This is a genomic window from Streptomyces sp. A1277 (genome assembly GCF_004795015.1).
In the GTDB taxonomy this organism is placed as follows: domain Bacteria; phylum Actinomycetota; class Actinomycetes; order Streptomycetales; family Streptomycetaceae; genus Streptomyces.
The window spans coordinates 34,597-59,792 of sequence record NZ_SSBI01000051.1 but is presented as its reverse complement, the minus strand read 5'-3'; the positions used below and the strand labels follow the sequence as shown (position 1 = coordinate 59,792).

Genomic DNA, 25,196 nt, shown 5'->3' with positions numbered 1-25,196 from the left:
GGGGCATATCCCGCTCCGCGGGATATGCCCCGGCAAGCCGGGGCATAGAGCGCGAATTGCGCAAGCGCAATTCGGATTCCCGCGCAAGCGCGGGAATGGAATTCCGCAAGCGGAATTCCTAACGGAATGCAATTCGCGCAAGCGCGAATTGGAGGCGACCGCGCAAGCGCGATCACCGGAGCTGGCTACGAGGGGAGGTGCATCACGCGCGGGCCCGTGTAGGGCTTGGGGTTACTGACCACCACCCCCGTAAGCAGAGTGACGGACCGTCGGCCCGATCGGGTGCCGGCCTCACCGCAGTGACGGGTTCCGCTGCGCTCCACCCTGACCACTCCCCCACCCTCGAAATCAGCCGCTCACGTTCACCAATACCCCGTCAGCATACCCTATGAACCATGCGTGCGGGGCGGGATTCAGCCAAGTATCAGCCTACAGGGGGAAGCTGCCGCGTGGGTGATGCATCACGGGTGTCGGGTGTGTAGAGTCTGGGGCCAGACACCACCACCCCGGCCCGCCACTCACCGCGCCGGACTCTCATTCCTATTACGCGTCGCATTCCGCGAAAAGGAGAACACGGGAATGGCCGTGAAACTGCGTGAACACCAGATTGAGGCCGTAGCCGCCATCGTGCGCGGCCTCGATATCCCGCCGGGCGGCATTCCCTGGAATGGTCTGCGCGGGCAGGTACACGCCGCGTGCGGGACAGGAAAGACCATCATCGCGGCAGCCTCCGCGAAGCGGATTGTGCCCAAGGGCCGCATTCTCGTGGTGGTGCCGACCCTGGATCTCCTGGCGCAGACCGTGAAGGCGTGGAGCGGCGCCGGGCACAAGGGGCCGGCCGTCATGGTGTGCTCGCCCCTGGACGACCCGGAGCTGTTCCACCTGGGGGTCCGGAGCACCACCAACCCCGTGCAGCTGGCGCTGTGGCACAGCGCCGGGCCGGTGACCATCTACGCCACCTACGCCTCGCTGGGCGTGCTCGTGGATGCGTTCGAGGGCGCCTACGGGCAGAAGCTCGCCCCGGTGGACCTGGCGGTGGTCGATGAGGCGCACCGGACCAGTGGGTCGATGGGGAAGGCGTGGGCGGACATCCACGACCAGACGAAGATCCCGGCGCACCGCCGGCTGTACCTGACGGCGACGCCGCGGATCTGGGAGGAGCGGCTGAACCGCGAGGTCGCCGAAGGGGTGCGTGACCCGCTGCCGCGCGAGATGGCGGCCTCCATGGACGACGAGAAAGTCTTCGGGCCGGTCCTGTACAAGCTCTCACTGGCGTCGGCGGTGTCCCGGAAGCTGCTGGCGCGGTACCAGATCATCGTCCTGGAGCTCCAGGACCCGGTCGTCACCCCGGACCGGCTGATGGGCGAGGAGCGGCACACCGAGGAGGTCCGCGGGCAGCGCCTGGGCGCCCTCCAGGCCGCGCTCCTGCACACGATGGAGCAGCACAACCTCCAGACCTGCATCACCTTCCACCACCGGACCATAGAGGCCGCGGCGTACGCGGAGGGCCTTCAGCGGGTGGCCAAGCGGCTGCACGCCGACCAGCCCGAGAAGTACCCGGCGGACATCTGGGCGGACTGGCTGTGCGGCGAGCACGTCCCCGAGCGCCGGCGCGACGTCCTGGGGAAGTTCGGCTCCACCGCCCGGCGCGCGGTGCTCTCCAACTGCCGCGTCCTGGGCGAGGGCGTGGACATCCGGGCCGTGGACTCCGTGGCGCTCCTGGACCCCAAGGGCGCCCCGCACGACATCGTCCAGGCCATCGGCCGTGCACTGCGCCAGAAGCCCGGACAGGGAAAGCTCGCCTCTCTGATCGTGCCGGTATTCCTCCAGCCCGATGAAAGCCCGGAGGATATGTTCACCTCCGGCTCGTACAAGCCGTTGGTGAAGGTTCTTGAGGGTCTGCGGGCTCACGATGAAGAGGCGGTGGAATTGCTGGCGATTCCACAGGAGCCTCAGAAGGACATCGCGCAGCCCTCCGAATACATCGGTGCCGCACCCGCCGATAACGAGGAAGAAACCCGTCTGCTGCTCCGTTTTGCGGCTCCGCGTGATCCGTCGATGGTCGCGAACTGGGTGTCCTTCAACGTGATCGACACCGAGCGGCAGGACTGGGCGAGGGGCTGGGCGAAGCTCAAGGACTTCGTCGAGCGTGAGGGGCACGCCCGGGTGCCGTACGAGCACAAGGAGGGCGCGTTCCCGCTCGGGACGTGGGTCGCGGAGCAGCGGCGGGCGTACGGGGCCGGGCAGATGAACGGTCGGCGCGCGGCGCGGCTGGAGAAGCTCGGCATGGCCTGGTCGGCGGCCGATGCGCGGTTCCAGGAGAACCTGGCGGCGGCGCGGGTGTACTTCCAGGAGCACTGGACGCTGTGCGCTCCGAGGTCGGCGGCCGCGCTGGACAAGCCGGTGGGGCAGTGGTTGAGCAACCTGCGCCGTCCCGGTGCGCTGGCCGAACACCCGGAGTGGGAGGCGGCGTTGGCGGCCGTCGACGAGGACTGGAACCCCGAGTGGCCCACGGAGTGGCAGCGGCACTACGCCGCGCTGCGGGAGCTGGTGCGTGACGAGGAAGGCCCGGCGGAGGTGCTGCCCGGCTTCACCGTGCACGGGATGGACGTCGGCAAGTGGCTGGCCCGGCAGCGGAAGCCCGAGGTGTGGGCGGCCCTGGCCGACGGGCAGCGCGAGCGCCTGGAGGCTGTCGGCGTGACCCCGCTCGCCGCTCCGGCCCCGGTGGAGCAGGCCGCGCCGATGGAGCCGTCCACGGCGCCCGTGAGCGCCTTTGAGAGGGGCGTTGCGGCCCTGGCGCAGTACAAGGCCCGCACGGGCTCCGTGACGGTCCCCAGGGCCCACGTAGAGCCGTTGCCGGACGGGACGGAGGTCAAGCTCGGGGTGTTCCTCAGCAACAGCAAGAGCCGCCGGGCCAAGCTGACCGTCGACAAGCTCGCCGCGCTGGCCGGCCTCGGACTGGAATGGGCGGCCACGGAAGGAGCAGCATGATGAGCGCGAACGACCAGGAGGCCGCGGAGCAGCGGGTTCAGGACGCGGTGCGGCGGCACGCGCGCACCAGAACCTTCGAGGAAGCGGAGGACGTCATCTCGGCTGTGCTGTCCGACCCGGGGGTTCAGGCGGCGCGGGAGCCGGTGGAGGTGCATGCAGCGGGCGATACGTTGACCCGGTGCATCCAGGGGGGACGCACCAGGAGATTGGCCGGGGGGGCTGACTTGGATCTGGGAATTTTGGGGCCTGCGCAGAGCGACGACCTCTTCCATTTCACTGCGCGCATCGGCGACCACCCCAACGCCGTGCCCGAGCCCATACAGGAGATGACACCACAGCAACGTCTTGACGCAATCATCTCTGAGAGGACACTACGTGCCTTCCCGCCCTTTGGCGCGACCACTCCTTGTGCATGTTTCTCGGAGTCGCCGTCGGCACACCTAGCCTTCCTAATCAAGCTCCGGAAGGTCCAGCCCTGGGGCATCGTGGGCAGCCGAACGTCTCTGCTAGAGCTCGGCGGAGGCGCCGTGGCTTACGTGCCAGACGAGCAGTACAAGTTCTTCAAGAAGCTCGGAATGGATCACTGGGCGGTTCGCGTCGGCCCAACCTCGGCATGGATGCACGAGCGGGAGTGGCGTCTCCCTCTGCCTAGCGGAAAGATCAAACTGGCCAGTGTCCGTGCCATCCTGATCGGTGACGCGAGCTGGCGGCCGTCTCTGGTCGACACAGATGAGTGGATCGATGGGGCAACCGGCGAGCAATGCCAGGGACCGGCCGAGACCCCGTACGCACAGCCACGACAGGACTATCCCGCCCTCTGGCGAGAGTCAGCGATCTGGACATGGAACGACGAGAACGAGAGCGTGGTCAAGTACCCGCCAGGCGCGCTGTGTTAAATCGTCAGGTTCGAGCTCCGGAGTAGGCCCTCCCACTACAAGGGCAGATCTGCGTCCTGCTCGACGGACGAGACCTCGATGGAGGAACCGCACTGGGGCCGCAACAGCGTGGGCCGTCCAATCGCTGGGGTGGGCGGCGCACCTGACGACTCGTGAGCGGCGGTGAAACCGGCGGCAGAGCCCCGGGGCGCGCGGGCGGGCCGGGACCTTCGCTGTCCTGGGCCAGAGGCACCGGACCCAGGCCCTACACGCCCTGGGGTGCGATGCCCGAGGGTTCTGAGCTGCAGCATCGCACTAGCGTGCGTGTAGGCCCTGGTGTTTCGGGCCCGGCCCCGGCCGCGAGCAGGGCGGGGGCGTGCGGGCAGAGAGCCTTCAGGGACGCGAACGGGGGTTCGTGCCTGCTCCGGCGCGGACCCCCGTTTACCTCACCTGCTGACGAGTGCTGCCCTACAGGCTCTGGACTCCCCGCTCTACTGCGTCGATGGCAAGGCGCTGGACACCGGGTGAATGGGCAAGGCGGCGAAGGGTCGTCACGAGGCCCTCCGAGAGGCGCCGCAGCGTCCCACGGTCCGATGCCGGGTCGCTGGCAGCTGCCTGAAGATCCCCGGCCTGGGCGCGGAGCTCCTCCTGTTCGTCGGCGTCCGGGGTCAGAGACGGGGCCAGCTGCTGGAGGAGACTCACCGCCTCCAGGATCTTCTCCGGATCGAACCCGTTCCGCGTCACGGCGTTCTGTGTGACGCGGCTGCTGTTGCTCGCGATGTTGCCAGAGTTCTGCTCAATGTTGAACGTCGTGTTTCCGGTGGCGTTCCGGCGTTCGTAGGCGCTGATGTCACCCTCGTACTGCTCCACGCAGTCCTGCCCTTCTGCCGTGATGTCTGCCAGGACGGGGCCCTCGGTCTGGCCCGTCATGGTCCCGGCGATCAGGCCCTTGGACCGGAGGGTGGCACCAGCGCGGTCGACCTCGCGGAGTGTCAGCCGTTCTCCCTCGAAGAGCGAGAACGGCGAGCCGAGCACCCCCTCGACCTCAGGAGAGGTAATTCCTTCGTGCTTCTGGTGCCACAGCCACTTCAGCAGGCCCTGGCGTGCGGCCACGGCGCGCTTCATGGGGTCAGCACGCCGACGCAGGCGTTCCTGGACCCACTGCAGACCGAGAGGGGTCAGATTCGCTGCCGGCTCGTCGAACGTAACGTAGCGGTCGTCCAGCAAGCTCCATGCCTTACACGTCTGCAACAGCTGGTAGGACTGCTGTTCCGTGAGTCCGTGCAGTTCACCGAAGGCGGTGATCGACACGTACTCCTCCGTCGGGTTCCCGGAGGTCTGCTCGAAGACCCACTCCACAAGCGGTTCATGCAAAGCGACGAAATCGGCGGCCATGGACACCACCCCACCTTCTTCCAGGGCTCAAGTAGTGCTGAGCCTAGAGCCCGCCACTGACAATGGGCCCCCGGGCAACCGGCACCTCCCCCCCGGCGGCCACCGATCAGGTGCATCGGCGCGGAATGTCCGGCCATCTCTATGCCCTGCGGCGCCGTCACATCGGGTTGCCGATACGGCCAGCCGCACCGAGCGTGTCGCTGGCGGTGCGGCGGCGTTCGGGAGGGCGGTGCAGGCGCTCTTAGTGGGCGTTAAGTCCGTTTCTGGTAGCGGCCGCGTCCGGGTTGCTCGAGGAATCCCTGGCGGGCGAGTCGTCCCAGGCGGGAACGGGTGACATTGATCGAGGGCTCATCGGTGGGCAGGCCGAGGTGCTCGTGCAGGTCGTGGACGCGGAACACCTTGCCGGGGTGTTCGTTGAACGCGGTCACAATGCGCTGGTAAACGGTGGCGGTGGTGGCCTGCGCGGGGGCCGGTTCGTGGTCGGGCGGGGTGAGGCCGTCGATGACCTTGCGGGTGGCAGTGAGTTCGGCCAGGCGGGCTCCGGTCTCGGCGAGGGCAGTGCTGAGCCGCTCGATCTGCTCGCGCAGGTGGTCGGCGCGTGCGGCGGTCTCGTCGTGTTCGCTCTGCAGCAGCCGCAGAAGTTCGCTGACGTTCATGCGGCCAGCCCGACCTCGTCGCACCAGGTGGGGGTAGAGGTGGTGAGGCGGCGAAGCATGCCGGCGGTGGAGGCCCAGTAGACGCGGGAGGCCGCGTTGTCGGGCCCGTGGTCGTAGTCGCGGGCGAGACGCCGGTGCAGCATGAGGGCGCCGTTGACCTGCTCGACCACCCACCGCTTCGGCTGCGGGACGAAGCCTTTGCCCTTGTCGTCGGGGTTGCGCCGGACCACCTCGACAATGATGTCCTTCACCGCCCCGTGGACGATTACGGCGTCCTTGAAACCCTGGTCGACCAGCACCTTCTCCAGGCGCGTGCCGCACCGTTCGGAAACCTGGTCCAGCAGGGCGATGCCGACCTCGTTGTCGTGCGCGCTCGCGGCGAGGACCACCACGCCGATGACCAGGCCCATGACGTCCACGGCGAGTCCCCGCTTCCTGCCGGGCGTCCTCTTGTTCACATCCAGTCCCGTCGTCTCTTTCGGCACCCCGGCTGTCGGCGTACAAGTGAACATGCACCACCTCGTACGGATGAGAGTGCACCAAAGTTGATGCGGTGACGGGTGGGTCTGCCGCCAACTCCGTATGTGGTGGCCCAGCGGCATCTGCGGCACGTCGGCAAGGACTGCCTGGTCGCCTTCGACGCGAACCTCTACTCGGTGCCCGCCCGCAAGGTCCGCCCACGCCAGCTCGTCGAGATCAGGGCCACGAAGTCGCAGGTCACCCTGTACTCCACTGTTCCCGCCGCCGACGGGAACACACTGCTGGCTGCCCACCCGAGGGCGGTCGGCCGCGGCGCGAAGATCGTGGACGAGAGGCACTGGGATGGCCTGCCCACCGGGGCCGGACGCCGGACCACCACCGGCGATGTGGTGCCCCAGCCCCGGCGCGACCAGCTGCCCGGGCCCGAGGCCGGCTCGCTGCAAGTCCTGCTGAACCGAGCCGCTGCCGCCAGCGTCGAGGTCGGCCGCCGACCGCTGTCCGTCTATGACGAACTGACCGGCACCCGTCCCTTCACCACCAACCGAGCGACGAAGGAACCCCCACAATCTGAGATCTCTACCGAACCCGGGGCGGTTCAGGTAGGTGATCTGTCAGTCTCCGCGAGGCCCGCGTCGTCGGCAAGCCTGTCCAGGCGTATTCGGCCGGTTTCCAGATTCTGATGCGTTGGCCGTGGCTGTCTCAGGTGCTGTCGCGCTCCAACGCGTACAGCTCGTACGGCACTGCGGTCCCATCGTCGGTGTGCCGGTCGGATGTGCCGATGCGGGTGAACCCGGCTTTGGCCAGGACCCGGCCGGAGGCGGGGTTGTCGGGGTGGTGCATGGCCTCCAGCCTGTTGAGGCCGGCGGTGGTGAAGGCGACGGCGAGGACCTGGCGCGCGGCCTGGGTGGCGTAGCCGTGGCCCCAGGTGTCCTCGCGGAGGATGTAGCTGATGGTGCCCATGGACGGGGTGCGTCGCCGCAGGGAGATCAGGCCGATCATCTCGTCTGCGGTGAGGATGCCCCAGCTCCACTGTGCGCGTGGGGATTCGGCAGCTCGGGCGAGGGCGGTGCGGATCTTCTCGTGGGCCTGGTCGAGGGTGAGGGGCTTGCCGGTGGTGTGCCGGATGGAGGCGCCGCTGTAGACGCGGGTGAGGGCGGTGGCGTCGTCGGGGCACAGGGCGCGCAGGGTCACCATGCGGTGGTCAGTTCCTTCGCGGTGGGCCGGTCGGCGGGATTGGGGGCCAGGCATGCGGTGATGGTGTCCTCGAACGCGGGGAAGGGCCACGGGCGGACGTTGCGTAGCGCGGTGGTGGTGCCCTTGGCGATGGCGGCCAGCTTCTCCAGCCGGTCGAGGTCGTTGTCATAGGGGACGGGTCGGTGGCCGGTCCAGCACCAGAACAGGGAGGCGCCCAGGCTCCAGATGTCGGCGGCCGGCTGTGCCTGGATGTGGGTGTCGGCGGGGGTGGAGAGGATCGCGGCGGCGATCTCGGGGGCGGTGGTGTGGGTGAGGGCCCCCCGGTACGGAACGGGGCGGCCGCCTCCGGGGCCGCACGCGAGGGCGTAGTCGATGACCGCCGCCTGGCCGTCGTTCGTGACGAGGGTGTTGGTGGGCTGGACGTCAGCGTGAGCCCAGCCTGCCGTGTGCATCCGGGCAAGGTGCTCCGACCAGCTGCGGGCGATGCCCGTGAGCCAGGGCCGGGCCGCGGCACAATCTCCTTCGGGCCCGCGGGCGAGGGCGAGGGCCCGCCACAGGGGTACGCCGTCGATCCAGTTGACGGCCAGCCACCGGCCGCCCTCCCACGTCCCGGCGATCACCCGGTAGTCGGGGCTGATGACCCCGGCGGCCGTGAGGCGAAGAAGGTGGTCGTCCTCCTGGGCCATCTCTGCGGCCTTCTCGTAGGCGTTGTCCGCGTCGGGGGTGTTGGCCTTCACCGCGACCGCCCCCGTGGGGCCCTGCACCTTCCAGGCCCGGGAGCCGCGCCGGTCGCTCAGGAGCTGGATCGTGGTGGGTTCGCCGGTATGGCCGGTGAGGAGGGCGACGGCTTCGCCGGGGGGAGGAGGTTCCTGGCCCATGTGCGGATGTCCTTCCACTCGGTGGGGATGTGCTCGAACACGTCGCGGCCGTCGTCGTCGGCCGCGGCGAGGGCTGCGGCCAGGTCGGGGGTCGCACTCAGGAAGCGTGGGTCGCGGCGGCGGACGGCGGCCCGCACGGGGAGGAACGAGGCGGGGGCGGCCGGGATCCGGTGGCCGGCCCCGGTGACTTCCTCTTCTCCCGCGTAGAACTTGCCGAACATCACCCCGACCGGGCCGTAGAGGTTCTTCAACACCCAGTGCGGCCAGGCCATCAAGTCACGGTGCCGGGCACCGGGTACGTCGCCCAACAGGACGATGTTCTCGCACCGCAGAAGGCCGTGGGGCCGGTTCAGCAAGGGTCTCAGCCACTCCGCTGCTTGGGCGCCCGCGTGGAAGAGCTCCGCCTGGACGGCTTCGGCGTCGCCGTCGGCGCGGTAGACAGTCCAGGTCGTCACGTCCTGCTGGAGGGAGGGGGCGAGGTAGGGGCAGTGGGCGGTCATCTGGCGTGCGTAGTCGCTGATGTCCACGGACCTGGGCCGGGTGGTGCTGGCCTCAACGAGGCGCAGCGCCCCGGCGGTGGGCCGGGGCGCTGCGTTGGTACGGCTGGTGGTCACCGGCGGGCGGTCTCCGGCTGGTCGGGCACGTTGTCGCCGTCGCCTCCGGCGGGGCCGCAGTCCCATTCGGCGACCACGGTGCCGGTCTCCCGATAGCGGGCGATGGCGGCCTGGTCGACGTTGCCGTGGGCGTCGGTGAACCAGATCTCCGGCAGCGGTCCGTACGCCTCTTCGTAGGCGGTGACCCAGGCGATCGGGCCGTGGCCGTTGTTCGCGACGTGACGGATGGGCTGGCCGGCGGTCTCCTGGCACAGGGCCGCGTAGGCGGGGGTGCCGAGCAGTTCGTGCCACTCCTTGTCCACGGCCGGGGAGAACATCTCGGGTGCGCCCTGGCCGTTCTTGAAGCGTCGGCCGGTGATGGTCAGGAACCGGCGCAGCTCGGTCGTTGCGGTGCTCATGGTGGTGCCCCTCTCGGTGTCGAGTGGTGCTCGCCCCGCCCGGATTGGAACGGGTGTGGTGCCTTGTGGTGCCGTGCGCCGCGCACCCGGGGTTGTTGGTCCCGTCCGGGCGGGCGGCGGTCTCAGGGGGTCTTGGCCGGCTCGGGGGCGGCGCTGACGAGGCGGTCCAAGCGCTCGTACAGGGCGCGTACGAGGCGGGCGTGGCGCTGGGTGCAGCGGGAGGTGCCTTCTGCTGGGACGGACAGGCGTCGGTCGGCTTCCTCGAGGACGACGTCGGCCAGGACGCGGGCGGCGTGCTCTTGGGGCAGCAGGTCCGCGGCGCGACGGACGTCGGCGGCGACGGCGCGGGCGGAGCCGGTGAGCAGCAGCGTGATCTGCTTCAGGTCCGCAGGTGGCAGGCCGGGGTCGCCGGTCCATCCCAGGACGGCTTTGACCAGACCCTTGTGGAGCTCCCGGTCCAGGGGGAGTTCTGCTTCGATCAGCCCGAGGGGGTCGTAGAGCACTACGTGGGTGTCGGTCATCGGGCGCCCGCCACGTTGTCGTCCTGGACGTGGTCGCCGGTGCTGGCGCCCGGGGCCTGGACGGCGAGGAAGCGGGCGTAGCCGCGGTCTGCACGGGCGATCAACGCCGGGGAGGGCCGGCCGAAGGAGAGCGCCTGGAGGCCAGGGGCTTCCGGTTGGGGGCCGGCGGGTGTGGGTGCGCTCATGGGCACCGCCTCCGTGTGCTGGGTGCGTCAGTGTCGTTCGACGCTACGGAGGCGGCCGCACGGTCCTCAACGAAATTGCGGGTAATTGCGGAACTTCACTCCAGCACGTCGATCGCGGCCTGGATGAGGGCGCGGGCTGCGTGGCCGTACACGGCCATCTCCGCGAGGCCGGCGAACGCCCGCGCGTAGTCGGCGAGCTCGCGTGGCTGCCTCACCTTGATCTCCGCCGTCAGCGTCTCCACCACGGCCGTGGTGTCGTCGTGGACGTAGAACGCCTCCAGCGGCCACACGGTGCGCTGCGCGGTGAACGGGATGATCCCGAGCGAGACGGAGGCGAGCGGCATCACGGCCAGGAGGTGGCGCAGCTGGCCGCGCATCGCGTCGAGGTCGGCGGTGCGGTAGCGCAGGACGGATTCCTCCATAAGGACGACGTAGCGGTGCCCGCCCTCGTAGAGGAAGCGGGAGCGGGCGATGCGGGCGGCGACCGCTTCGGCGACGTCGTTGGGGGTGCCCTGGAAGCGGGTGATCTGCTCCATGAGGGCGGTGGCGAAGCCGGGGGTCTGGAAGAACCCGGGCGGCACGTTGGAGACGTAGACCCGGCAGACGCGGGTCTGTTCGTGCAGGGTGTTCCAGTCCTGCTGGACCTTGCGCATCCCGTCCTTGTGGAGGCGGCGCCACTCCAGGTACATCGAGTCGACGGCACGGGCGGTGGCGATGAGGTCGTCGACCTGGTCGTCCGCACCGCACGCCGAACACCAGGCACGGATGTCCGCGTCGGAGGGCGGGGCGTCGCCCTTCTGGATGCGGGTGGTCTTCGCGGGGTGCCAGCCGCACCGGGCGGAGAGTTCCTTCCCGGTGAGGCCGGCGTCCTTACGCAGGTGCTGCAACCGCACGGCCAGCGCCTCACGGGCGGCCTGTGCACTGGACGATGGGGATGCGCTCACGGTGCTCTACTCAGTGGACCTGGACGGTGTACTTCTCGTGCGGGATGCCGCGCTCCCACACGGTCTCGAAGGCGGCGTGGCACAGCGCGACGGCGGCCGGGTCGGTGGTGCGCTCCCTACCGTCACTCGCCCAGTCGCCGGTGCCGGTGAAGTGATGGAACTGCACGAGCCGGTCGTCCAGGAGCCAGAAGTCGTTGCCGGGCAACGGAATGTCGCTCGCGTGGCGGCGGGGCAGCCAGCGCACCTCCTCTCCGGCCTGAAGGTTGAGCGGGGTGATGGCGTGCTCGTAGCGGATGTAGTCGGTGACCGGCTCGGAGACGATCCGCGCGCGACGCATCACCACGCCGCGGGCGACCGCGTCCTTCACGAGCGGCATCCACTGGGGCCAGAACGAGCGGGCCGGGTCGAGGTTCGGAACGCCGGTGCGCAGGAAGGTGGCGTAGTCGTCGCTCTCGTCACCCACGGCGTAGACGTCGCGCATCTCTAGGTGGACCGCCGTGTGCTGGGCGTCGGCAAGCAGCTCAGCGAACGTCGCGGTGTTCAGCTGCTGCGCGTTCAGCGGCATCGCACGCCTCCCTCAAAATCTGCACCATGCGGAACGGAACCCGGATCACCCGCTCGTGCGCGGGAATCCCCGTCGTGTGGCCGGCCACCCACTCGGTGGAGCCGACCAGGGACTTCAGCAGGGCGTCGGCTTCCTCACCCTGGAGGACCAGGTCCGCGCTCTCCTCTTCCACCCACACCGTCGGTGATCCCTCGCCGCCGGTGTTGGGGTCGATCCCGACGAACCGTAACGTCATCACGTACTCCCCTGTAAGTCGGTTGCGCGCAGTTGCGCAACGACCGTCCCGCGCCGGAGTGTCGGCGTCAAGGGCGCCGATCGCGGCGCCTGTCCGGGTGGGGCTCTGTACGTGAACGTTCCTGATCCGAAGACCCGTCATCGTGGCTGTGCTCGTTCATCCCCACGCCCACGTGCGGTGCCGACGGGCGGTCGCGATCGAGGGCGGCGAGGTCTTGGGGCGTGGTTGGAGTCGGTTTCGGACGCGGGTGGGGGTGGTGTCGGTGGCGATGAGGGTGCGGATGTGGTCGGTGAAGTCGGGGTCGGTCAGTGGGAGGTCGAAGTCGTCGACGTAGCCGATGGCGGCGGGGGCGTAGTCGATGACGGCTCCGACGGCGGCCGGCACGGGGGCGGGGCCGGTTCTGAGGGCGGCGAGGATGCGCAGGGCGGTGGGCAGGAGGTTCGTGTCTGTGGTGGAGACCTCGTTGAGTGCGGCGGTGACGGCGTGGGGGATGGTGTCGGGTTCGGTGCCGGAGGTTTCGCCGGGGGTGAGGGGGTTGTCGGTGGAGGGGGTGTTCTGGAGGAGTTCGGTCTGTTCGTGCCACCAGCGGGCGGGGGCGTGTTCGCCGAGGGCGCGGTGGTGGAGGTAGAGGCAGTAGGAGGAGGCGGGGTCGCCGGCTCCGGCGGCGTACTGCCACCAGAAGCGGGCGTTGTCCTCGGATTCGGCGAGTTGGAGGATGCAGCCCAGGATGCGGGCGCCGGGGGGATCGGGGAGCTGGGGGGTGAGGAATGTTTTCAGGGTGCGCAGGGCGGTGGTGTGGGTGACGACGGTTTCGCAGAGGGTCTGGAGGTTGTGGGCGGCCTCCTGGGCAGTCGGCTCGTCGATGGCGGTGGTGGTCGTGGTGGCCGGGGCGGTGGCGGTGCTCGGGGCGGGGGTGTGGAGGCGGGCGAGGATGCGGGCTTCGGCGGCGTCGATGTCGGTCTGGGTGTAGGGGGCGGAGACGAGGCGGGCTCGGGAGAGGAATTCGTCGATGTGAGGGGTCATCGCTGTCCTTCCATAGTGCGGTCGGGTCCCAGGATCTCGCGGAGCCGGCGCAGGGAGTGACGGACCGTGGAGCGGACGGTGGCGCTGCTCATACCCAGTACGTCGGCGGCCTCGGGGGCGCTCATGCCCTGGAGGTAGGTCATCACCATGACGTCCTGCTGCCGGTCGGTGAGCTGGCGCAGGGCGCGGAACAGGGCGAGGGATTCGGTGATCTGGCCGATCGGGTCGACGGCGTCGCGCAGCGCAACGGTGTCGAAGGCCGCTTCGTCGATCAGCGGGGGGCGGCGGGTGCGGGCGCGGACGTGGTCGATGACCTTGTTGCGCATGATGGTCCAGGCGAAGGCGGCGGGGTTCTCCGTGAGCAGTACCTGGTCCCAGGTGCGCAGCAGATGCTCAAAGGTGCTGTCGATGGCTTCTTCGGCGTCCTGGCGGTGGCGGAGGTAGGTCTCCGCGTAGCGGACGTAGCCGGCCCGGTTCATCCGGTGGAACGCGGTGAAGGACAGGTCCGGGCGGGCGGCAGAAGTCATGGGAGGGGCGCCGGCGGTGTCGCGGCTTCGGTTCCCGGTCACCGGCCGCCCTCACGCTCGTGGCGGTTCATCTCGCTGACGCCGGCCCGTACTCCCGCGGCGGCCAGGCGCCGGAGCAGGGCGATGATGTCCGCGCCGAAGACGCGTGCCATCAGGGCAAGAATCGTCAGGTCACTTACGAGTTGGGTCGTCACAGACGTGGGCCCCTCTCCTGTGAAGGTCCGGGCTGCGGCTGGAGGGTCTGCCCGGGAGTGCGCCGTAGTGCGCCTTCACCACAACGACGACGCGTAACGCGCGAGTGTGCAGTGGCAACCCAAAGAATGTCACCCAGAGCGAAGCCCTGGTGACATACAGGTGTTCCCAACTGCTCATCCACCAGCGAAAACCACCTCGCGCCACCCGCACGCCAGCCCCACCACCAGCAGACCTTCCCTCACCCCTCACCCGGGCGTAAATTTGCGCAAAGAGAGCAAAGATCCGGAGTGACCTACATCACCGATGCGGCCCGCCGTCCTGCCGATGCCGCGACTCCCGAGTCCAGATGTGCCGGGTTGTCTCGGCAGCTGGAGCGGCCAGGGCCGTTCAGCCGAGGTCGGTGGTGCCGGTGCCGGCGCGGGGCCGGTTGCGGGCCCACTTACTTACCCTGCTCGGGGGACGGGCCAGCCGGCGAAATCGACTCACGTGCCCTCGGTCTCCTCTGCATGCCGGATCTCGCACTGATCGAGAAGACGAGCGAAGTAGCTGTAGGCGGCCAGCCGCTCCATGCCCTCCTGCTCGGTCAGCTCATCCCGGGTGTGCGTCGCGACGTTCCTGACCGTGAGATTCAGTCCGGTCGCAAGGCTGTTGAGCGCCTTGGCCAGAGGCTCCATCCCGCCTCGCATGCTTCTGTTCGTCTTGTCCGTGGGGTCGCCCGGCCATGCGAGTTTGGGCCTGCCGAGCGCGGGCTCGCCTGGCGAGAGAGACTGCTGCCAGAACACGGTGTCGTCCACGTCGTTGCGACCCAGACGTTCCTTCCAGTGCACGGTCAGCGCCTCCGACGCCTCGCGCACCGCGACCCGGTACTGGTGGGTCGTCCAGTGGGCGGCCGCCGCCGTCCAGATGACCTCATGAAGTTCGGAGGGTGCGAATCCCGGCGTCGCTGACTTCGCCGCCTCCTCCGCCTCGCTGATCATCGTGTTCAGACGGCCGCGGACCCTGGCTGCCGTGGCCCGGACCTCCTGTGGGGTGAAGAGCGCCCTCGGAAAAGACACCTGCGACCAGTTCTCGATCGGATCAAGGACACCTATCCCGGCGACGTGGATGCTCGCACCCGTGACGGCGACCGCCCGCGCAGCGGCCCCCGCAGCCTCCGCAACATCGAGCTCGAGCGTGCGGACCGCCGCCAGGTCCTGCCCCTCCTTGGGCCAAGCCGTGCGGTACAGCCCGCGCGTTTGGCTGTGGTCCGACTCCTCCTGGGTCTCCATCCAACGCCCGAAGACTTCCTCGAACCGCTCCACGGCGGCCAGCAACCGCTTCAAGTAGTCAGCGCTGTACGTCGCCACGCCCTACCCCCTCCTCTGGATCGTGTCTGCCTGACACCGAGAGCCTAGAAGGGTGCGGCACGACGGCTGCTTACGGTAGGGACCGTGCCTCCCCCTCCCGACGACGCACCCGAGCCGGTGCCGGTGCGCGTCGTGCTGCCCGCCGACCCGGTTCTCGGACACCCGGAGCAAGAGGTCGTCGCGCGGCTGTGGAGGCGGCGGCAGACCGAGGCTGGCTGGCTGTACCTCGTGGGGCTGCCGTCGTACCGGGACCTCGAGGACGGCGGCGTGGCGGCGGCGGAGTACCGGGTGTGGGTGAGGGCACCCGACCATGTGCGGCCGGTCGACGGCGTCGACTACGACCAGGTCGCCACCGAACACCTTTCGCCGGCGCCCACGTCGATGGTCCACGAGGTCCTCGGGGAGCGCCGGCCTTCCGGCTGGGTGCTGGCGAAGGTCCGCGAGGGGCGGGGCCCGGCCCGCGGTGTGCTGCACGCTCCAGACTGCGAAGAGGCACCCGCGGGGGCGCCGCTGCTCGGTGTGGAGCAGGCGCTGAACGTCGCGGAGAACCCGGGGACGCGGCTGTGCACGTTGTGCGGGTGCGCGCAGGAGCTGACGCCGATGCTGCGCGGCTTCGACCACATCCAAGACGCCTGATGCGCGTCGGTCAGGGCGTGTCGCCGGAGTAGTAGAAGCGGCACACCACACCCGGGCCGCTCCCCGGACGCGGGTCGTCGGGGAGCGGGTCGTACAGCGCCCGGCCGCCGGGCCACCGCCCCAGCTCGGTCATCAGGGCGACACCGTCGTCTATCTCTTCCGGCCGCCAGCCCGTGATGTCGAGCAGCAGCCCGTCCAGCGGCCCGCCGACCAGCGCGGCGTACGTCTGGTGCGGCAGCGGGCCCGGGTTGGGGGCGTCGTGGTCGCAGCCGTACACCCGACCGCGCAGCAGCTGCTCGTCATCCGCGTTCATCCGACCAGCCTCCCAGCCACCACCGACAGCGGAAGGCCGGCAGCGACCGGAAGTCCGGCCCCTCCCGTCCTGCGGGAGGGCACGGGGGCGCCCTCCCGCAGGACGGGCGTCAGGCGCAGGGCAGACGGTCGCAGGCGGGCCAGTCGATGCGCACCCCACGGCGGACCAGCGCGGTGAGGCTGTCGACCTGGCACGTGGGGGCTGCTCCTGGGTGAAGCGGCGCAGCGCCCGGTGCACGCCGTCGCGGAGCTGGCCGTCGGTCATCGTGGACGCCCGCTCCTGCAGTTCGTCGAGGAGCTGCCCGGCGCGGGCCGCGCGGGACAGGGCGGCGTCGGCGAGCGGCCCTTCGGCGAAGCCGTTGCGGACGTACAGGCCGGGTTCGATGGAGGTCATGGTGACGGTCCTTTCCGCTCGGCCCCGCTGGTCTCCCGGTTGGAGACGCGGTCGCGGGACCGAGTGGGCGGGAACGTAGAGCACCGGGTTCGTTAGCGTCGCGTCCTGCTCCTACCGGCGGCGCCCGAACAGGCCGCGCCCCTTCTTCGCGTCCGCTTCGGCCGCCTCCCGCACTGCGGCCTCCTCTGCCTCGCGGCGCGCAGCGCGCTCAGCCTCCGCGCGGTCTACGTCCTCCTTCCGGCACGGCCCGCACAGGTTGTCTCCGGTGCTTCCCCACGAGGTCTGGATGACCGACTGCCAGCGTTCGTCCGTGAACTTCGTCCCGCACCGGGCGCAGACCGGCCGCTGCGCTTCACGCTCCGCGGCCTTGCGTTCCGCCTGCCGCCTGCGGGACTCCTCTTCCTGAACTCGGTACAGCCGCTCGCCGTCCGGGTTGTCCAGGGCCTCGCTCAGCGTCTGCCACTCCTCACGCCCGAGCCGCCGCCACACCGCACCGGCTGCCCCGGCCGGGTCGGCGGTGATCCGCTCCAGCTCGGTGACGACCACGGGCAGCGCCTGGTGGTAGTCGACGGCCGTGAACCCGGCCCACGGGTACCGGGTGCCGGCGAAGTAGCGGCGGGCGCTCTGCTCCAGGCGCCGCATCCGGCTCGCGCGCTGCGCGGCGGTCTTCCCCGTGAACACGAACGCCACCGGCACGTAGCCCTCCCGCCCGGTCGCCGGGTAGATCCGCGACCACAGCCGGAAGTCGTGCACGGCCGCACCCTGCCGCCGGGCGGCCTTCTCCTTGTCCTTGTCGGCCTTCGGCGCCAGGAGCTCGAACCAGTCGTTGTAGCGGCGCAGCTTCGCCGTCAGGTCGTCGACGGGCTCGTTGACGCGGTCGACCTCCAGGAGCATCGCGGGCACCCCGGCGTCCGGGGCGCGCATCGTCAGGTCGGCGTACTGGGTGTACCTGTACGGCAGGCGGTGGGCGATCTCGGTCTGCCACGACAGCGGGGTACCGTACCCGGCTCCGGTGAGCACGGCGGCGGTCGAGGTGACGGCGGCGGCGTGTTCGTCGTAGCCGTCGCCGTCGACCGGCTCTCCGTCGTCGTCGTACTGGAGCTTGCGCAGCACGGACATCCGCGCGCTCTTCGGGAACAGCTGCTTGGCTTCCTTGTGTCCTCGCTCGGTCAGCACCCACAGTTGGTGTCCCGACTCCAGTCGTGTCTCCACCCGGACCTTCCCCTCGCCCTTGAGGGCGTTGAGGGTGTCCCGCGTGCACCGGTCGTGCCGGTCTCCAGGGCGCAGCATCCGCCACAGGTGGTCAGCGGTAGCCCTCTGGAAGATCCCAAGAGCCTTCAGCACTTCCTTCTTCCTGGTGTGGGTCGGCTTCCATGTCTGCTTCAAAGACTTAGAAGGGTTGTCGAACGTGCCGGAGGCCCCCGGTTTCCGGGGCTGAACTGCACCGACGCGTCCGGCGGCCGAAGAGGCCGTGGAGGGGGCGATGGAGGGGGCCATGGAGGGGGCCGGCGGGACCTGGTCGACGCCGTCAGCGGAGCTGCGGTCGGCCAGCTCGCGCGGCTCGGAGGCAGGGTCTGGGATGAGGTCGGCGGGCACGGTGTCCTCGGTTTCTCCGGCCTGGGGCCGGTCGGTGAGCGTCCGGCACGCGGATGTGCGCACGGGCCGGAGCCACCGTGTGAAGCCACCCCTTGACCGTCGTCTGACGATCAACAGCGATGGGTGTCCGATTCCTCCTTGACCACCCCCATGTCCTCCCGTTTTGTCCGTGAGCGGCATCACGATCAGCTCCCTCTCCCCTGGCAGGCTGACAGCGAGAGCGAAGCTCCGTCCGGGCCGGGGGACGTGCTCTAGCGTGAGCGCTCCCGTCACCCGCTTGGCAGAGGAGCTCAACGTGCCCGAGGTCTGGATCGGCCCGCGCCGCTACGCGACGAAGAAGGCCCGACAGGAAGCGGTGCAGGCGGTCCTGGGCCGCTACGGCCTCGGGCAGGACGTCGACCAGGAGGACGACGACCTGCTGTTGCGGGACCTGCTGGACATGCACCCCGACGCGGCGGAGAAGGTCGGCCCGGGGGTGGACCGCTTCCGGATCATCCCCACCCCGCGTGGTCACCACAAAGGCCCGGAAGCGGTCCTGGTCGATGGCAGCAAGGTCGCCTTCTCGTACCAGAAGTGCCTGGACGCGCCCACCCACCGGCAGCGCGTGCTGGCCGCGATGCGCACCGAGATCCAGCCGCAGGTCAACGCCTACTACGAGTCCCGCAAGGCGTCGAATACGCTCGTGTCCGACGAGAGCGGCCAGCCTCTGGCCCCCGCCGACGTCCACGTCTCCTACTTCCAGGGCTCGCGGTTCCACGACATCGCGATGGAGTTCGTCCAGGCCGTCGGCGGCTTCGGTGCCGTCGACCTGATCGCAGAGACGGCGCGGGGGCTGGCCCTGTTCACCGATCGGGCCCTGGCGGAACGCTGGCACGCCCACCACCAGGAGCACGCCGTCCTCGGTCTGCTGTCGGCCAAGGAGAACCTGTGCCGCCCGCGCGTGTAGCGCACCGGATGTCCGGGCCGGCGGCGCGCGGGTGCGGACCGGCGCGCATGGTGCGTTGAGTTGCGCGCGATGGAACGCACTTCCCCATCCGGTGGAGCGCACCGAGTGGATTCCATCCGCACCTGGTGCGCTTCGCGGTGGCCTCCACTCTCCACTCTCCACTCGGTGCGGAGGATGGCGTGCGCTTCCACTCGGTGGACCGCACCGCGATGCGGCGATGCACGGCATCCTCCGCGCCACGCACTGCCCCTACGGACGGTGACGGTGCGCGGTGCGCCGGGAGGGAGAAGTCTCCCCTCGCGCACCGGGCATCAAGGACACGGTGTGGGGCGGCTCCGTGGCGGTAGCGGAATGTGTCAAGGGGAAACGTCGAAGATCACGCGGAAACTCGTAGCTGGACAAGGGTTGCTTTCCACCGGATGGGCTGGGTGGAATCCGTGCGGCACACCCGGTCAAGGGGGGTGCATCGAGTGCACCGCACCCGATGCACCGTCACCCTCTGTGCACGCATCGGGTGGAGCGGGCGGGAGTGGCGGCCACTCCGACGCGCGCCGGTGGAGCGTGCGGTGCGGTGCGCGATGCGGTGGGTGCGGCGCACCGGTGCGGTGGTGCGGTGGGTGGGAGTGCACGGCATCGTCGGCGGGCGCGCCGGTGCGCCCGATGCACCGCACCACCGCACCGGATGCCGGGATGCTCCGCACTCCCCCACCGGGTGGAACGCACCGAGTGGACCGCGCCACCGTGGTCTCCACTCCCCTCCGTGCACGGGCGCGCGGTGGAGTCCACCGTGTCCACTCATCCCCGGCGACGGCCCCGCGCGGTGCGCCACGGGTTCGGCCGGCCACCGGGGTACTGCCGGGAGCGGGAGCGTCCCCGGGTGGGTGGCGGCGTCGTCGGTGACGGGTACAGCGCCATACGCAGCCGGGCCGCGTCGGCGAGCTGCTCCAGGCGCTCGCGCTGCTCCGGCGAAAGGCGCGGCGGGGTCGGGGCAACCATGGGGCCTCCGTGCTTGAGGGGGCGGTCCCCGGCACCCTCCCCGCTCCCGGGTGACTCCGGGGGCGGGCGGCCAATCCGTCCCGGCGCCTGGCGCGGTGACTTCGTCGTCCGTCCCGTCGTGCGGGCCGCACGGGGCGTCACGGCCGGAGGCCCTGGCCTCCTTGGCCGGGGTCGGGCTGCTGGTGCTGCTGCTCGTGCTCCTGGCGGCGGCCGTCGACCGGACTGGCCGGGTCGGCGGCCGCCGCCTTCCGATCCTCCATGACGCGGCGGCGGGTTTCGGCGGCGCGGGTGTAGGCGGCGAGCCGGTCCAGGTTCTTCGGTGTGCGCAGCCACGTCGCCGGGTCGGTCGTGCGGCCCTCCAGGTACTCCTCGGGCATCGCGGCCTGCTGGTGGGCCTGGACAGCGGCGGCCCGCTGCGCCGGGGTCAGGGCGGCGTCCCGGCCCGGGTGGTCGACGGCGTGGGGAGCGGACGCCGTCTCGCCCTCGAGGTCGCCGTGATCGGCGGGTGCAGAGACGGCAGAAGTCGTCGTCGCCTCGTTGGCGGTGGCGGTGTCGGCTCGGATGCGGGCGTCACGGATCGCGTTCTGCACGGCGAGGCTGGCGACCCGGGCGCGCTCGTAGCGGCTGGACTCCCGTGGCGGTGTGCCTTCGGCGGGGGCGATCCACCACCGGTGCGGCACCGGGAAGTCGGCGGTGTAGGTCATCCGGTCCGCCGCCGGCGCTTCCCGGCCGGGCTTGGTGACCGTGTGGCGGCGGGAGTACCGCAGCAGGGCCCGGTGGGCGATGTAGTCGTCCAGGCCGCGGGTGAACTCGCGGCCGCGCAGCGTCTCCAGCAGGTGCCGGCGCGCTTCGGCCAGGATGTGGCGCCGGGAGAACTTCTCTCGCACGGTGAAGACGACCGCGGCGACATCGACGGCGGCGAGCGCCACGTCCACGGTGGGCGCCACCCGCGCCCGGATCGCCGCTCCGGCTGCCCGGCACCTGTCCAGGAGGCCGTCGATGAGCTGCTGGCCGAAGCGGAGGATCGCGGAGGCGCGCCACCACGCGAGCAGCTGCGCGAGCGGCTTCGGCTGCTTCTTCGGGGGCCGGGTCTCCTGCGCCGCCCACCAGCCCAGTCCGTGACGGCCGCGCTCGCCGGGCAGGTGCCCGTGGTCCTTCACGTACTGGTCGGTGAGCACTTCCAGGGCGTCCTCGATGCGCTGGCGGCGGGACGCCGACCAGTTGATGAGGTCCTCGGGCACTCCGGCGATCTCCATGACCGGGCGCAGGCCCGGCGTGACCTCGCGCGGCACGGTCGCCAGCCCCAGGGTCTCGCACACCTCGGTCGTCATCGCCAGGGTGTAGAGCGTCCCGGCGGCCACCACGTTCTGGTAGAGGCGGTAGGTGTCCAGAGCGCCCCAGACCGGTTCGCCGTCGGCGCCCAGGCGCTGGACGCGGTTGAGGATCAGGCAGTGCTCGTGCAGGAGCGGGAGCCCGTCGCGGTTGTCGATGTGCCGGAAGGCGGCGACCACGAGCGCGGGTGTCTTCGCGCGGCCGCGGCCTGACGCCCACCGGGTCTCGGCAACTTCATCCTCCAGCCAGCGCAGCGCGGCGTCGACGGCCCGCTCGTGGGCCCGCTCGATGACCCGGCGCGTGGTGGCGTCGCCCAGCGCCCACAGCACGACCAGTGACGCCTGCGGCCGGAAGGTGAAGTCCATGCCGAGCAGCGGAGTCTGCTTGCGGGCCTCGATCTCCTCGATCGGCTGCCCCAGCACTGTCAGTCGGCGGGCCGTGGCCGCGTCGACGCCGTCGTCCAGGAGGCCGCGCTCGATGCGGTCGGCGTCCGGGTGCCGGCCCTCGCCGAACAGCAGCTCAAGCTGACGCTCGGACACCTCCGCGCCCTCGGTGAGTCCCAGCGCACGCAGGCCGCGCCCGAGCCACCGTCCCGGTGGGAGCCCGGCCAGCTCCTGGGCGTCCTTCAACGACTGCCCGACGGGGCGGCGGCCGTCGCCGAACGCGACTCCGCGTATGTAGTACCGCCACGCGTTACGCCTCTGGATCTTCGCGACACTCAGCATCGCCACAGCACACACCGGCTCTGACCTGCGAAAAAGCGCGATCCCGTGGGGCGGGAAGGTTCACCGGAACTTCACGGCCGATCCCGCCGGGCGGGCATCTGCGGCGCCACCGTGCCCGCCCGGCGGACACCACCAAGGCCATGTAAATGCTGCGCGTCAGCCAGTCACACGCGCCTCACCAACACCGAAAACCGCCAGTAGACGACTCCACCGTCAACCAGCGCACATCTACGTACCGCTCCCCCGCCCAGCGGCCAAAGACGCCGCTCCCTGCACCACGTCACCGACTCTCCGCCCCCGGCAGCGCCGGGGGCTTCTTGCTGCCCGGAGGACCGACGTGCCCACCTACGAGACCATGACCCGCTTCGACAACGACCTGCGCCGCCTCACCCCTGAACAGCGCCGCCGATTCCGCCGGGCCGTCAGTGCCTTCGTCCACGACCTGCGCGACGCCGACGGGCGCTTCCGCGCCGGCCTCCGCGTGAAGCAGGTCAGCGGGTTCCCCGGAATCTACGAACTCACCTGGTCCGCAGGCACTGGACCGGCAGGGCGCGCCACGTGGCAGTACGGGACCTCATGCCGTCCCGGCACACCGCACGTCATCTGGAGGCGCATCGGCACCCACGACATCCTCACCGGTCCCTGACCCGGGTCTCGCGGCTACTTTCACGCGTGAAACCGCGACGGTCCGGCTGAGGCCGGGGACGTCTGGCCGCTAGGGTTCGGTCCGACAGGTTGCACCACCCCGGAGGACAAGATGACGACGCCGCTGCCTCGGCCGAAGCGTAAGAAGAAGGGCGAGGGCGGCGGTAGCGGCACTCTGCGAGCCGACCGCGAAAAGGCCGGCCTCACGGGCAGCCAGGACATTCATGCCCTGCCTCCCGAGGACGGCGAGCTCCTGGAGCTCGATCCTGAGACCATCTCGCCCAACCCGATGAACATGCGCCTCGAGCTGCGCGACATGGACTCGATGATCGCGGACGTAGGCGAGCGCGGTGTCCACACGCCGGGCATCGTGATGCACACCAAGGTCTTCATGGAGTGCTACCCGCAGTGGGCTTCCAGCGTGAAGCACCCCGACCGAACCTTCATCCTCGGGCCAGGTCACCGGCGGCACGCCGCTGCGCTCGCGACAGACCGCGTCATGCCTGCGGTCCTCCGCGATGACCTCGCCCGGGACCGTCGCGTCGAGGAAGAGCTGGTCTCCGAGAACAACAGCCGCGCCGGTCTTTCGCCGATCGAGCAGGCCCTGGCGATCGACCTGCTACGCCAGCGCGTCCACGAGGACGAGGACCGGGCCCTCAGCTTCGACGAGGTCGTCGAACGGGCCGGATACACCGCAGGGACTGTGTCGAAGTACCTCGCGCTCCTCAAGCTCCCCGAAGAAGTCCAGCAGGCGATTCACGTCGGGGACCTGTCGATGCGCGCCGGCTACTCGCTCTCGCTCCTCAAAGACGCCGACGGAAAGAAGGAGTCCCCGGAGGCACACGCTCTCCAGCTGCGCGGCTGGCAGCTGATGCGAGACGAGAAGCTGTCTGTGGAGGCGGCCAAGAACCGGATGGCCTTGGAGGGGCAGCAGCAGTTTCACGCGGGAAAGTCGCCCGCCGCCCCGGTGGCCGTGCCGGAGCCGCGAGAGGAAAGCACCACCCAGGCCGGGGAGGACCAGGCCCCTTCTGGTGAGACGCCGAAGCAGGTGACGGCCCCCAGCGAAGGCGGTGAGGCGGCGCCGGGCGAGACCGCTGCCGCACCGGCCGCCGTCGCGGTCATCGAGACGACCGACGACTCCGCGCCCGCCGCTCCCCCGGCCCCGGCCGTCGATCCCGAGGCGCTCCGCAAGGCTGCGGCGGACCAGAGGGATCTCGCGTGCCGACTGCTGCTCGCTGAGGAGCGGTACGCCAAGGGAGCGGAGTCGAACACCCGACTCGTCACCGTGGTGCTCAACCCGAACGAGTGGAAGCAGGCTGCGGCCAAGGCTCACGGGTGGCTCATAGAGCTCAAGAAGGGGCCGTCCAGCAAGAAGCGGCCCACCGACTACTTCGCGGCCGTCGCCGCGTCCGAGGACTCCGGCCTGATGCAGCGCGCTGCCTTCGCCATCGGCCTGGCCGCCGACGAAGTGCGGGCCGCTCAGCCGGACCGGGAGTGGGACGCTCGCGACGTCGCACACGTCCAGTTCCTCGCCACCAGCCGCGCCTCGTACCAGCTCAGCGAGTGGGAGCAGCAGCAGGTGGAGCTACTTTCACGCGGGAAACAGTGACCGCCCGCCCCCGACAGGACGGCTCAGCCTCCACGGAGACCAGATGACCAGCACACTCGCGAAGATCAGGGCGCAGAACGTCAGGCGCGCCTACAAGGTGTTCATCTTCGCCCTCAAGGCCGGCGGCACGGCCAAGACGTCCACCACCACGGCCCTCGCCGTACAGCTGGGCTTGCGCGGCTACCGCGTCCTCGTCATCGACCTGGACCCGCAGTGCAACGCCACCCGGGTGCTGGGACGTCGTGTGTTCAAGCCGGGGCAGAAGAGCCTCACCGACGTGATGGCGGACAAGGCGCAGCTCAAGGACATCATCGTCCAGGCCCGGTACCGCACCGACCCGGACGGCGACGGCGACGACTCGTTCACCGAGATCCCGAACGTCTGGATCGCTCCCGGCGACCTCGATCACCCGGACATCGACGACGCAGAGCGGATCCTCAACGCTGAGGACGGCAACGTCTTCTGGCTCAAGGACGGCTTGGACGACCTGGCGGAGGAGTTCGACGTCGACGTCGTCCTCATCGACCCGCCGGCCACGTACGGGCGTCTGACGGTTACGGCCCTGGTGCTCTTGGACGAAGAGACCGAGGGCGCGGTGATCCCGCCGGTGCTGTGCACCTACAAGGAGGCCGACGCGCTGGTCCGGCTGGAGAAGAAGCTCAAGGAGATCAGCGAGCGCCGCATGTACCAGCGGCGGGGGATCCGGCCGCAGATGAAGTACGTGATGGCCTGTGCCGCTCCCACGGCCTCGTTCGGGACCGAGGAGCACTGGGAGACGTTCAACGAGCTCAAGGAGGAGTACGGCGACATACTGCTGCCGCCAGTGCACTGGTCCGGCGTCGCCACCAAGATCTACCGCAACGAGTGCGCTGTTCCGATCCTGTCGCCGAACTCCCGGCCGTCTCAGGACTACGCGAAGGTCGCCACGGCGCTGGGCTTTCCCCAACGCTGAAAGCTACTTTCACGCGTGAAAGTACCGACCG

At 70.0% G+C, this 25,196-nt stretch carries 25 protein-coding genes and 2 pseudogenes; 8 read left to right on the top strand and 19 right to left on the bottom strand.

Annotation, left to right across the window (positions count from 1 at the left end):
• Window positions 1–579 precede the first annotated feature (579 nt).
• Both E6R18_RS28265 and E6R18_RS28260 read left to right on the top strand, forming a co-directional pair.
• On the top strand, window positions 580–2,991 hold the full coding sequence (locus E6R18_RS28265; RefSeq protein WP_136319712.1) for a DEAD/DEAH box helicase: 2,412 nt from the start codon (window positions 580–582) through the stop codon (window positions 2,989–2,991).
• A complete protein-coding gene (locus tag E6R18_RS28260) occupies window positions 2,991–3,887 on the top strand; it encodes a hypothetical protein (RefSeq protein WP_168712457.1) in 897 nt (298 codons plus the stop codon). Before E6R18_RS28265 ends, E6R18_RS28260 begins: the two co-directional genes overlap by 1 nt.
• A 447-nt stretch (window positions 3,888–4,334) precedes the next feature.
• Here the strand turns inward: E6R18_RS28260 and E6R18_RS28255 are convergent, their stop codons facing one another.
• From E6R18_RS28255 to E6R18_RS28245, 3 genes and pseudogenes are all read right to left on the bottom strand, one after another.
• The gene (locus tag E6R18_RS28255) at window positions 4,335–5,261 is read right to left on the bottom strand and encodes a hypothetical protein (RefSeq protein WP_136319710.1); all 927 of its coding nucleotides are present in this window, start codon (window positions 5,259–5,261) and stop codon (window positions 4,335–4,337) included.
• 251 nt (window positions 5,262–5,512) lie between these two features.
• A complete protein-coding gene (locus tag E6R18_RS28250; RefSeq protein WP_206308449.1) occupies window positions 5,513–5,917 on the bottom strand; it encodes a hypothetical protein in 405 nt (134 codons plus the stop codon).
• A pseudogene (locus E6R18_RS28245) lies at window positions 5,914–6,408 on the bottom strand (transposase); the annotation flags it as partial. The pseudogene E6R18_RS28245 and the gene E6R18_RS28250, both read right to left, overlap by 4 nt.
• 75 nt (window positions 6,409–6,483) lie before the next feature.
• Between E6R18_RS28245 and E6R18_RS28240 the strand changes: the two are divergent.
• A pseudogene (locus E6R18_RS28240) lies at window positions 6,484–6,954 on the top strand (IS21 family transposase); the annotation flags it as partial.
• Between the two features lie 142 nt (window positions 6,955–7,096).
• On the opposite strand, the gene E6R18_RS28235 reads toward E6R18_RS28240, so the two are convergent.
• From E6R18_RS28235 to E6R18_RS28180, 12 genes are all read right to left on the bottom strand, one after another.
• The gene (locus E6R18_RS28235) at window positions 7,097–7,591 is read right to left on the bottom strand and encodes a GNAT family N-acetyltransferase (protein WP_136319709.1); all 495 of its coding nucleotides are present in this window, start codon (window positions 7,589–7,591) and stop codon (window positions 7,097–7,099) included.
• Window positions 7,585–8,469, bottom strand: a complete 885-nt coding sequence (locus E6R18_RS28230) for a protein kinase (protein WP_136319708.1) — start codon at window positions 8,467–8,469, stop codon at window positions 7,585–7,587. The genes E6R18_RS28235 and E6R18_RS28230 overlap by 7 nt, the downstream gene beginning before the upstream one ends.
• Entirely contained in the window at window positions 8,385–9,083 is a 699-nt protein-coding gene (locus E6R18_RS28225) for a DUF6875 domain-containing protein (protein ID WP_136319707.1), read from the bottom strand. The genes E6R18_RS28230 and E6R18_RS28225 overlap by 85 nt, the downstream gene beginning before the upstream one ends.
• Window positions 9,080–9,481: a hypothetical protein gene (locus tag E6R18_RS28220; RefSeq protein WP_136319706.1), complete on the bottom strand. Its 402-nt coding sequence runs from the start codon at window positions 9,479–9,481 to the stop codon at window positions 9,080–9,082. Before E6R18_RS28220 ends, E6R18_RS28225 begins: the two co-directional genes overlap by 4 nt.
• 122 nt (window positions 9,482–9,603) lie before the next feature.
• Window positions 9,604–10,002: a restriction endonuclease gene (locus E6R18_RS28215; protein ID WP_136319705.1), complete on the bottom strand. Its 399-nt coding sequence runs from the start codon at window positions 10,000–10,002 to the stop codon at window positions 9,604–9,606.
• Window positions 9,999–10,187, bottom strand: coding sequence for a hypothetical protein (locus tag E6R18_RS28210; protein WP_136319704.1), 189 nt, complete (start codon window positions 10,185–10,187; stop codon window positions 9,999–10,001). The genes E6R18_RS28215 and E6R18_RS28210 overlap by 4 nt, the downstream gene beginning before the upstream one ends.
• Window positions 10,188–10,282: 95 nt before the next feature.
• On the bottom strand, window positions 10,283–11,131 hold the full coding sequence (locus E6R18_RS28205) for a helix-turn-helix transcriptional regulator (protein ID WP_136319703.1): 849 nt from the start codon (window positions 11,129–11,131) through the stop codon (window positions 10,283–10,285).
• A 10-nt stretch (window positions 11,132–11,141) separates the two neighbouring features.
• The gene (locus tag E6R18_RS34220; RefSeq protein WP_206308448.1) at window positions 11,142–11,696 is read right to left on the bottom strand and encodes a DUF6879 family protein; all 555 of its coding nucleotides are present in this window, start codon (window positions 11,694–11,696) and stop codon (window positions 11,142–11,144) included.
• Window positions 11,653–11,931 (bottom strand): hypothetical protein, encoded by a 279-nt coding sequence (locus tag E6R18_RS28195; RefSeq protein ID WP_136319702.1) that lies wholly within the window; start codon window positions 11,929–11,931, stop codon window positions 11,653–11,655. Before E6R18_RS28195 ends, E6R18_RS34220 begins: the two co-directional genes overlap by 44 nt.
• 156 nt (window positions 11,932–12,087) lie before the next feature.
• A complete protein-coding gene (locus E6R18_RS28190) occupies window positions 12,088–12,954 on the bottom strand; it encodes a hypothetical protein (RefSeq protein ID WP_136319701.1) in 867 nt (288 codons plus the stop codon).
• A complete protein-coding gene (locus E6R18_RS28185; RefSeq protein WP_240799881.1) occupies window positions 12,951–13,481 on the bottom strand; it encodes a sigma-70 family RNA polymerase sigma factor in 531 nt (176 codons plus the stop codon). Before E6R18_RS28185 ends, E6R18_RS28190 begins: the two co-directional genes overlap by 4 nt.
• Window positions 13,482–14,158: 677 nt before the next feature.
• Entirely contained in the window at window positions 14,159–15,022 is an 864-nt protein-coding gene (locus E6R18_RS28180) for a TIGR02391 family protein (protein ID WP_136319699.1), read from the bottom strand.
• A 117-nt stretch (window positions 15,023–15,139) separates the two neighbouring features.
• On the opposite strand from E6R18_RS28180, the gene E6R18_RS28175 reads away from it, so the two are divergent.
• Window positions 15,140–15,658, top strand: coding sequence for a DUF6233 domain-containing protein (locus tag E6R18_RS28175; RefSeq protein WP_206308451.1), 519 nt, complete (start codon window positions 15,140–15,142; stop codon window positions 15,656–15,658).
• A gap of 10 nt (window positions 15,659–15,668) precedes the next feature.
• Here the strand turns inward: E6R18_RS28175 and E6R18_RS28170 are convergent, their stop codons facing one another.
• Both E6R18_RS28170 and E6R18_RS28165 read right to left on the bottom strand, forming a co-directional pair.
• A complete protein-coding gene (locus tag E6R18_RS28170) occupies window positions 15,669–15,971 on the bottom strand; it encodes a hypothetical protein (RefSeq protein ID WP_136319722.1) in 303 nt (100 codons plus the stop codon).
• 504 nt (window positions 15,972–16,475) lie between these two features.
• Entirely contained in the window at window positions 16,476–18,023 is a 1,548-nt protein-coding gene (locus tag E6R18_RS28165; protein ID WP_240799880.1) for a replication-relaxation family protein, read from the bottom strand.
• Window positions 18,024–18,237: 214 nt separating this feature from the next.
• On the opposite strand from E6R18_RS28165, the gene E6R18_RS28160 reads away from it, so the two are divergent.
• Window positions 18,238–18,906 carry a DUF3223 domain-containing protein gene (locus E6R18_RS28160; protein ID WP_240799879.1) on the top strand — a complete coding sequence of 223 codons (669 nt, stop codon included), beginning with the start codon at window positions 18,238–18,240 and terminating at the stop codon, window positions 18,904–18,906.
• Window positions 18,907–19,701: 795 nt separating this feature from the next.
• On the opposite strand, the gene E6R18_RS28155 is transcribed toward E6R18_RS28160, so the two are convergent.
• Both E6R18_RS28155 and mobF read right to left on the bottom strand, forming a co-directional pair.
• Entirely contained in the window at window positions 19,702–19,902 is a 201-nt protein-coding gene (locus tag E6R18_RS28155) for a hypothetical protein (RefSeq protein ID WP_136319698.1), read from the bottom strand.
• A 137-nt stretch (window positions 19,903–20,039) separates the two neighbouring features.
• Window positions 20,040–21,959, bottom strand: a complete 1,920-nt coding sequence (gene mobF, locus E6R18_RS28150) for a MobF family relaxase (RefSeq protein ID WP_136319697.1) — start codon at window positions 21,957–21,959, stop codon at window positions 20,040–20,042.
• Window positions 21,960–22,296: 337 nt separating this feature from the next.
• Here mobF and E6R18_RS28145 point away from each other — a divergent pair, with 337 nt between their 5' ends.
• From E6R18_RS28145 to E6R18_RS28135, 3 genes are all read left to right on the top strand, one after another.
• Window positions 22,297–22,605 (top strand): hypothetical protein, encoded by a 309-nt coding sequence (locus E6R18_RS28145; protein WP_136319696.1) that lies wholly within the window; start codon window positions 22,297–22,299, stop codon window positions 22,603–22,605.
• Window positions 22,606–22,716: 111 nt separating this feature from the next.
• A complete protein-coding gene (locus E6R18_RS28140) occupies window positions 22,717–24,213 on the top strand; it encodes a hypothetical protein (RefSeq protein WP_136319695.1) in 1,497 nt (498 codons plus the stop codon).
• 43 nt (window positions 24,214–24,256) lie between these two features.
• On the top strand, window positions 24,257–25,165 hold the full coding sequence (locus tag E6R18_RS28135) for a ParA family protein (protein WP_136319694.1): 909 nt from the start codon (window positions 24,257–24,259) through the stop codon (window positions 25,163–25,165).
• Window positions 25,166–25,196 lie beyond the last annotated feature (31 nt).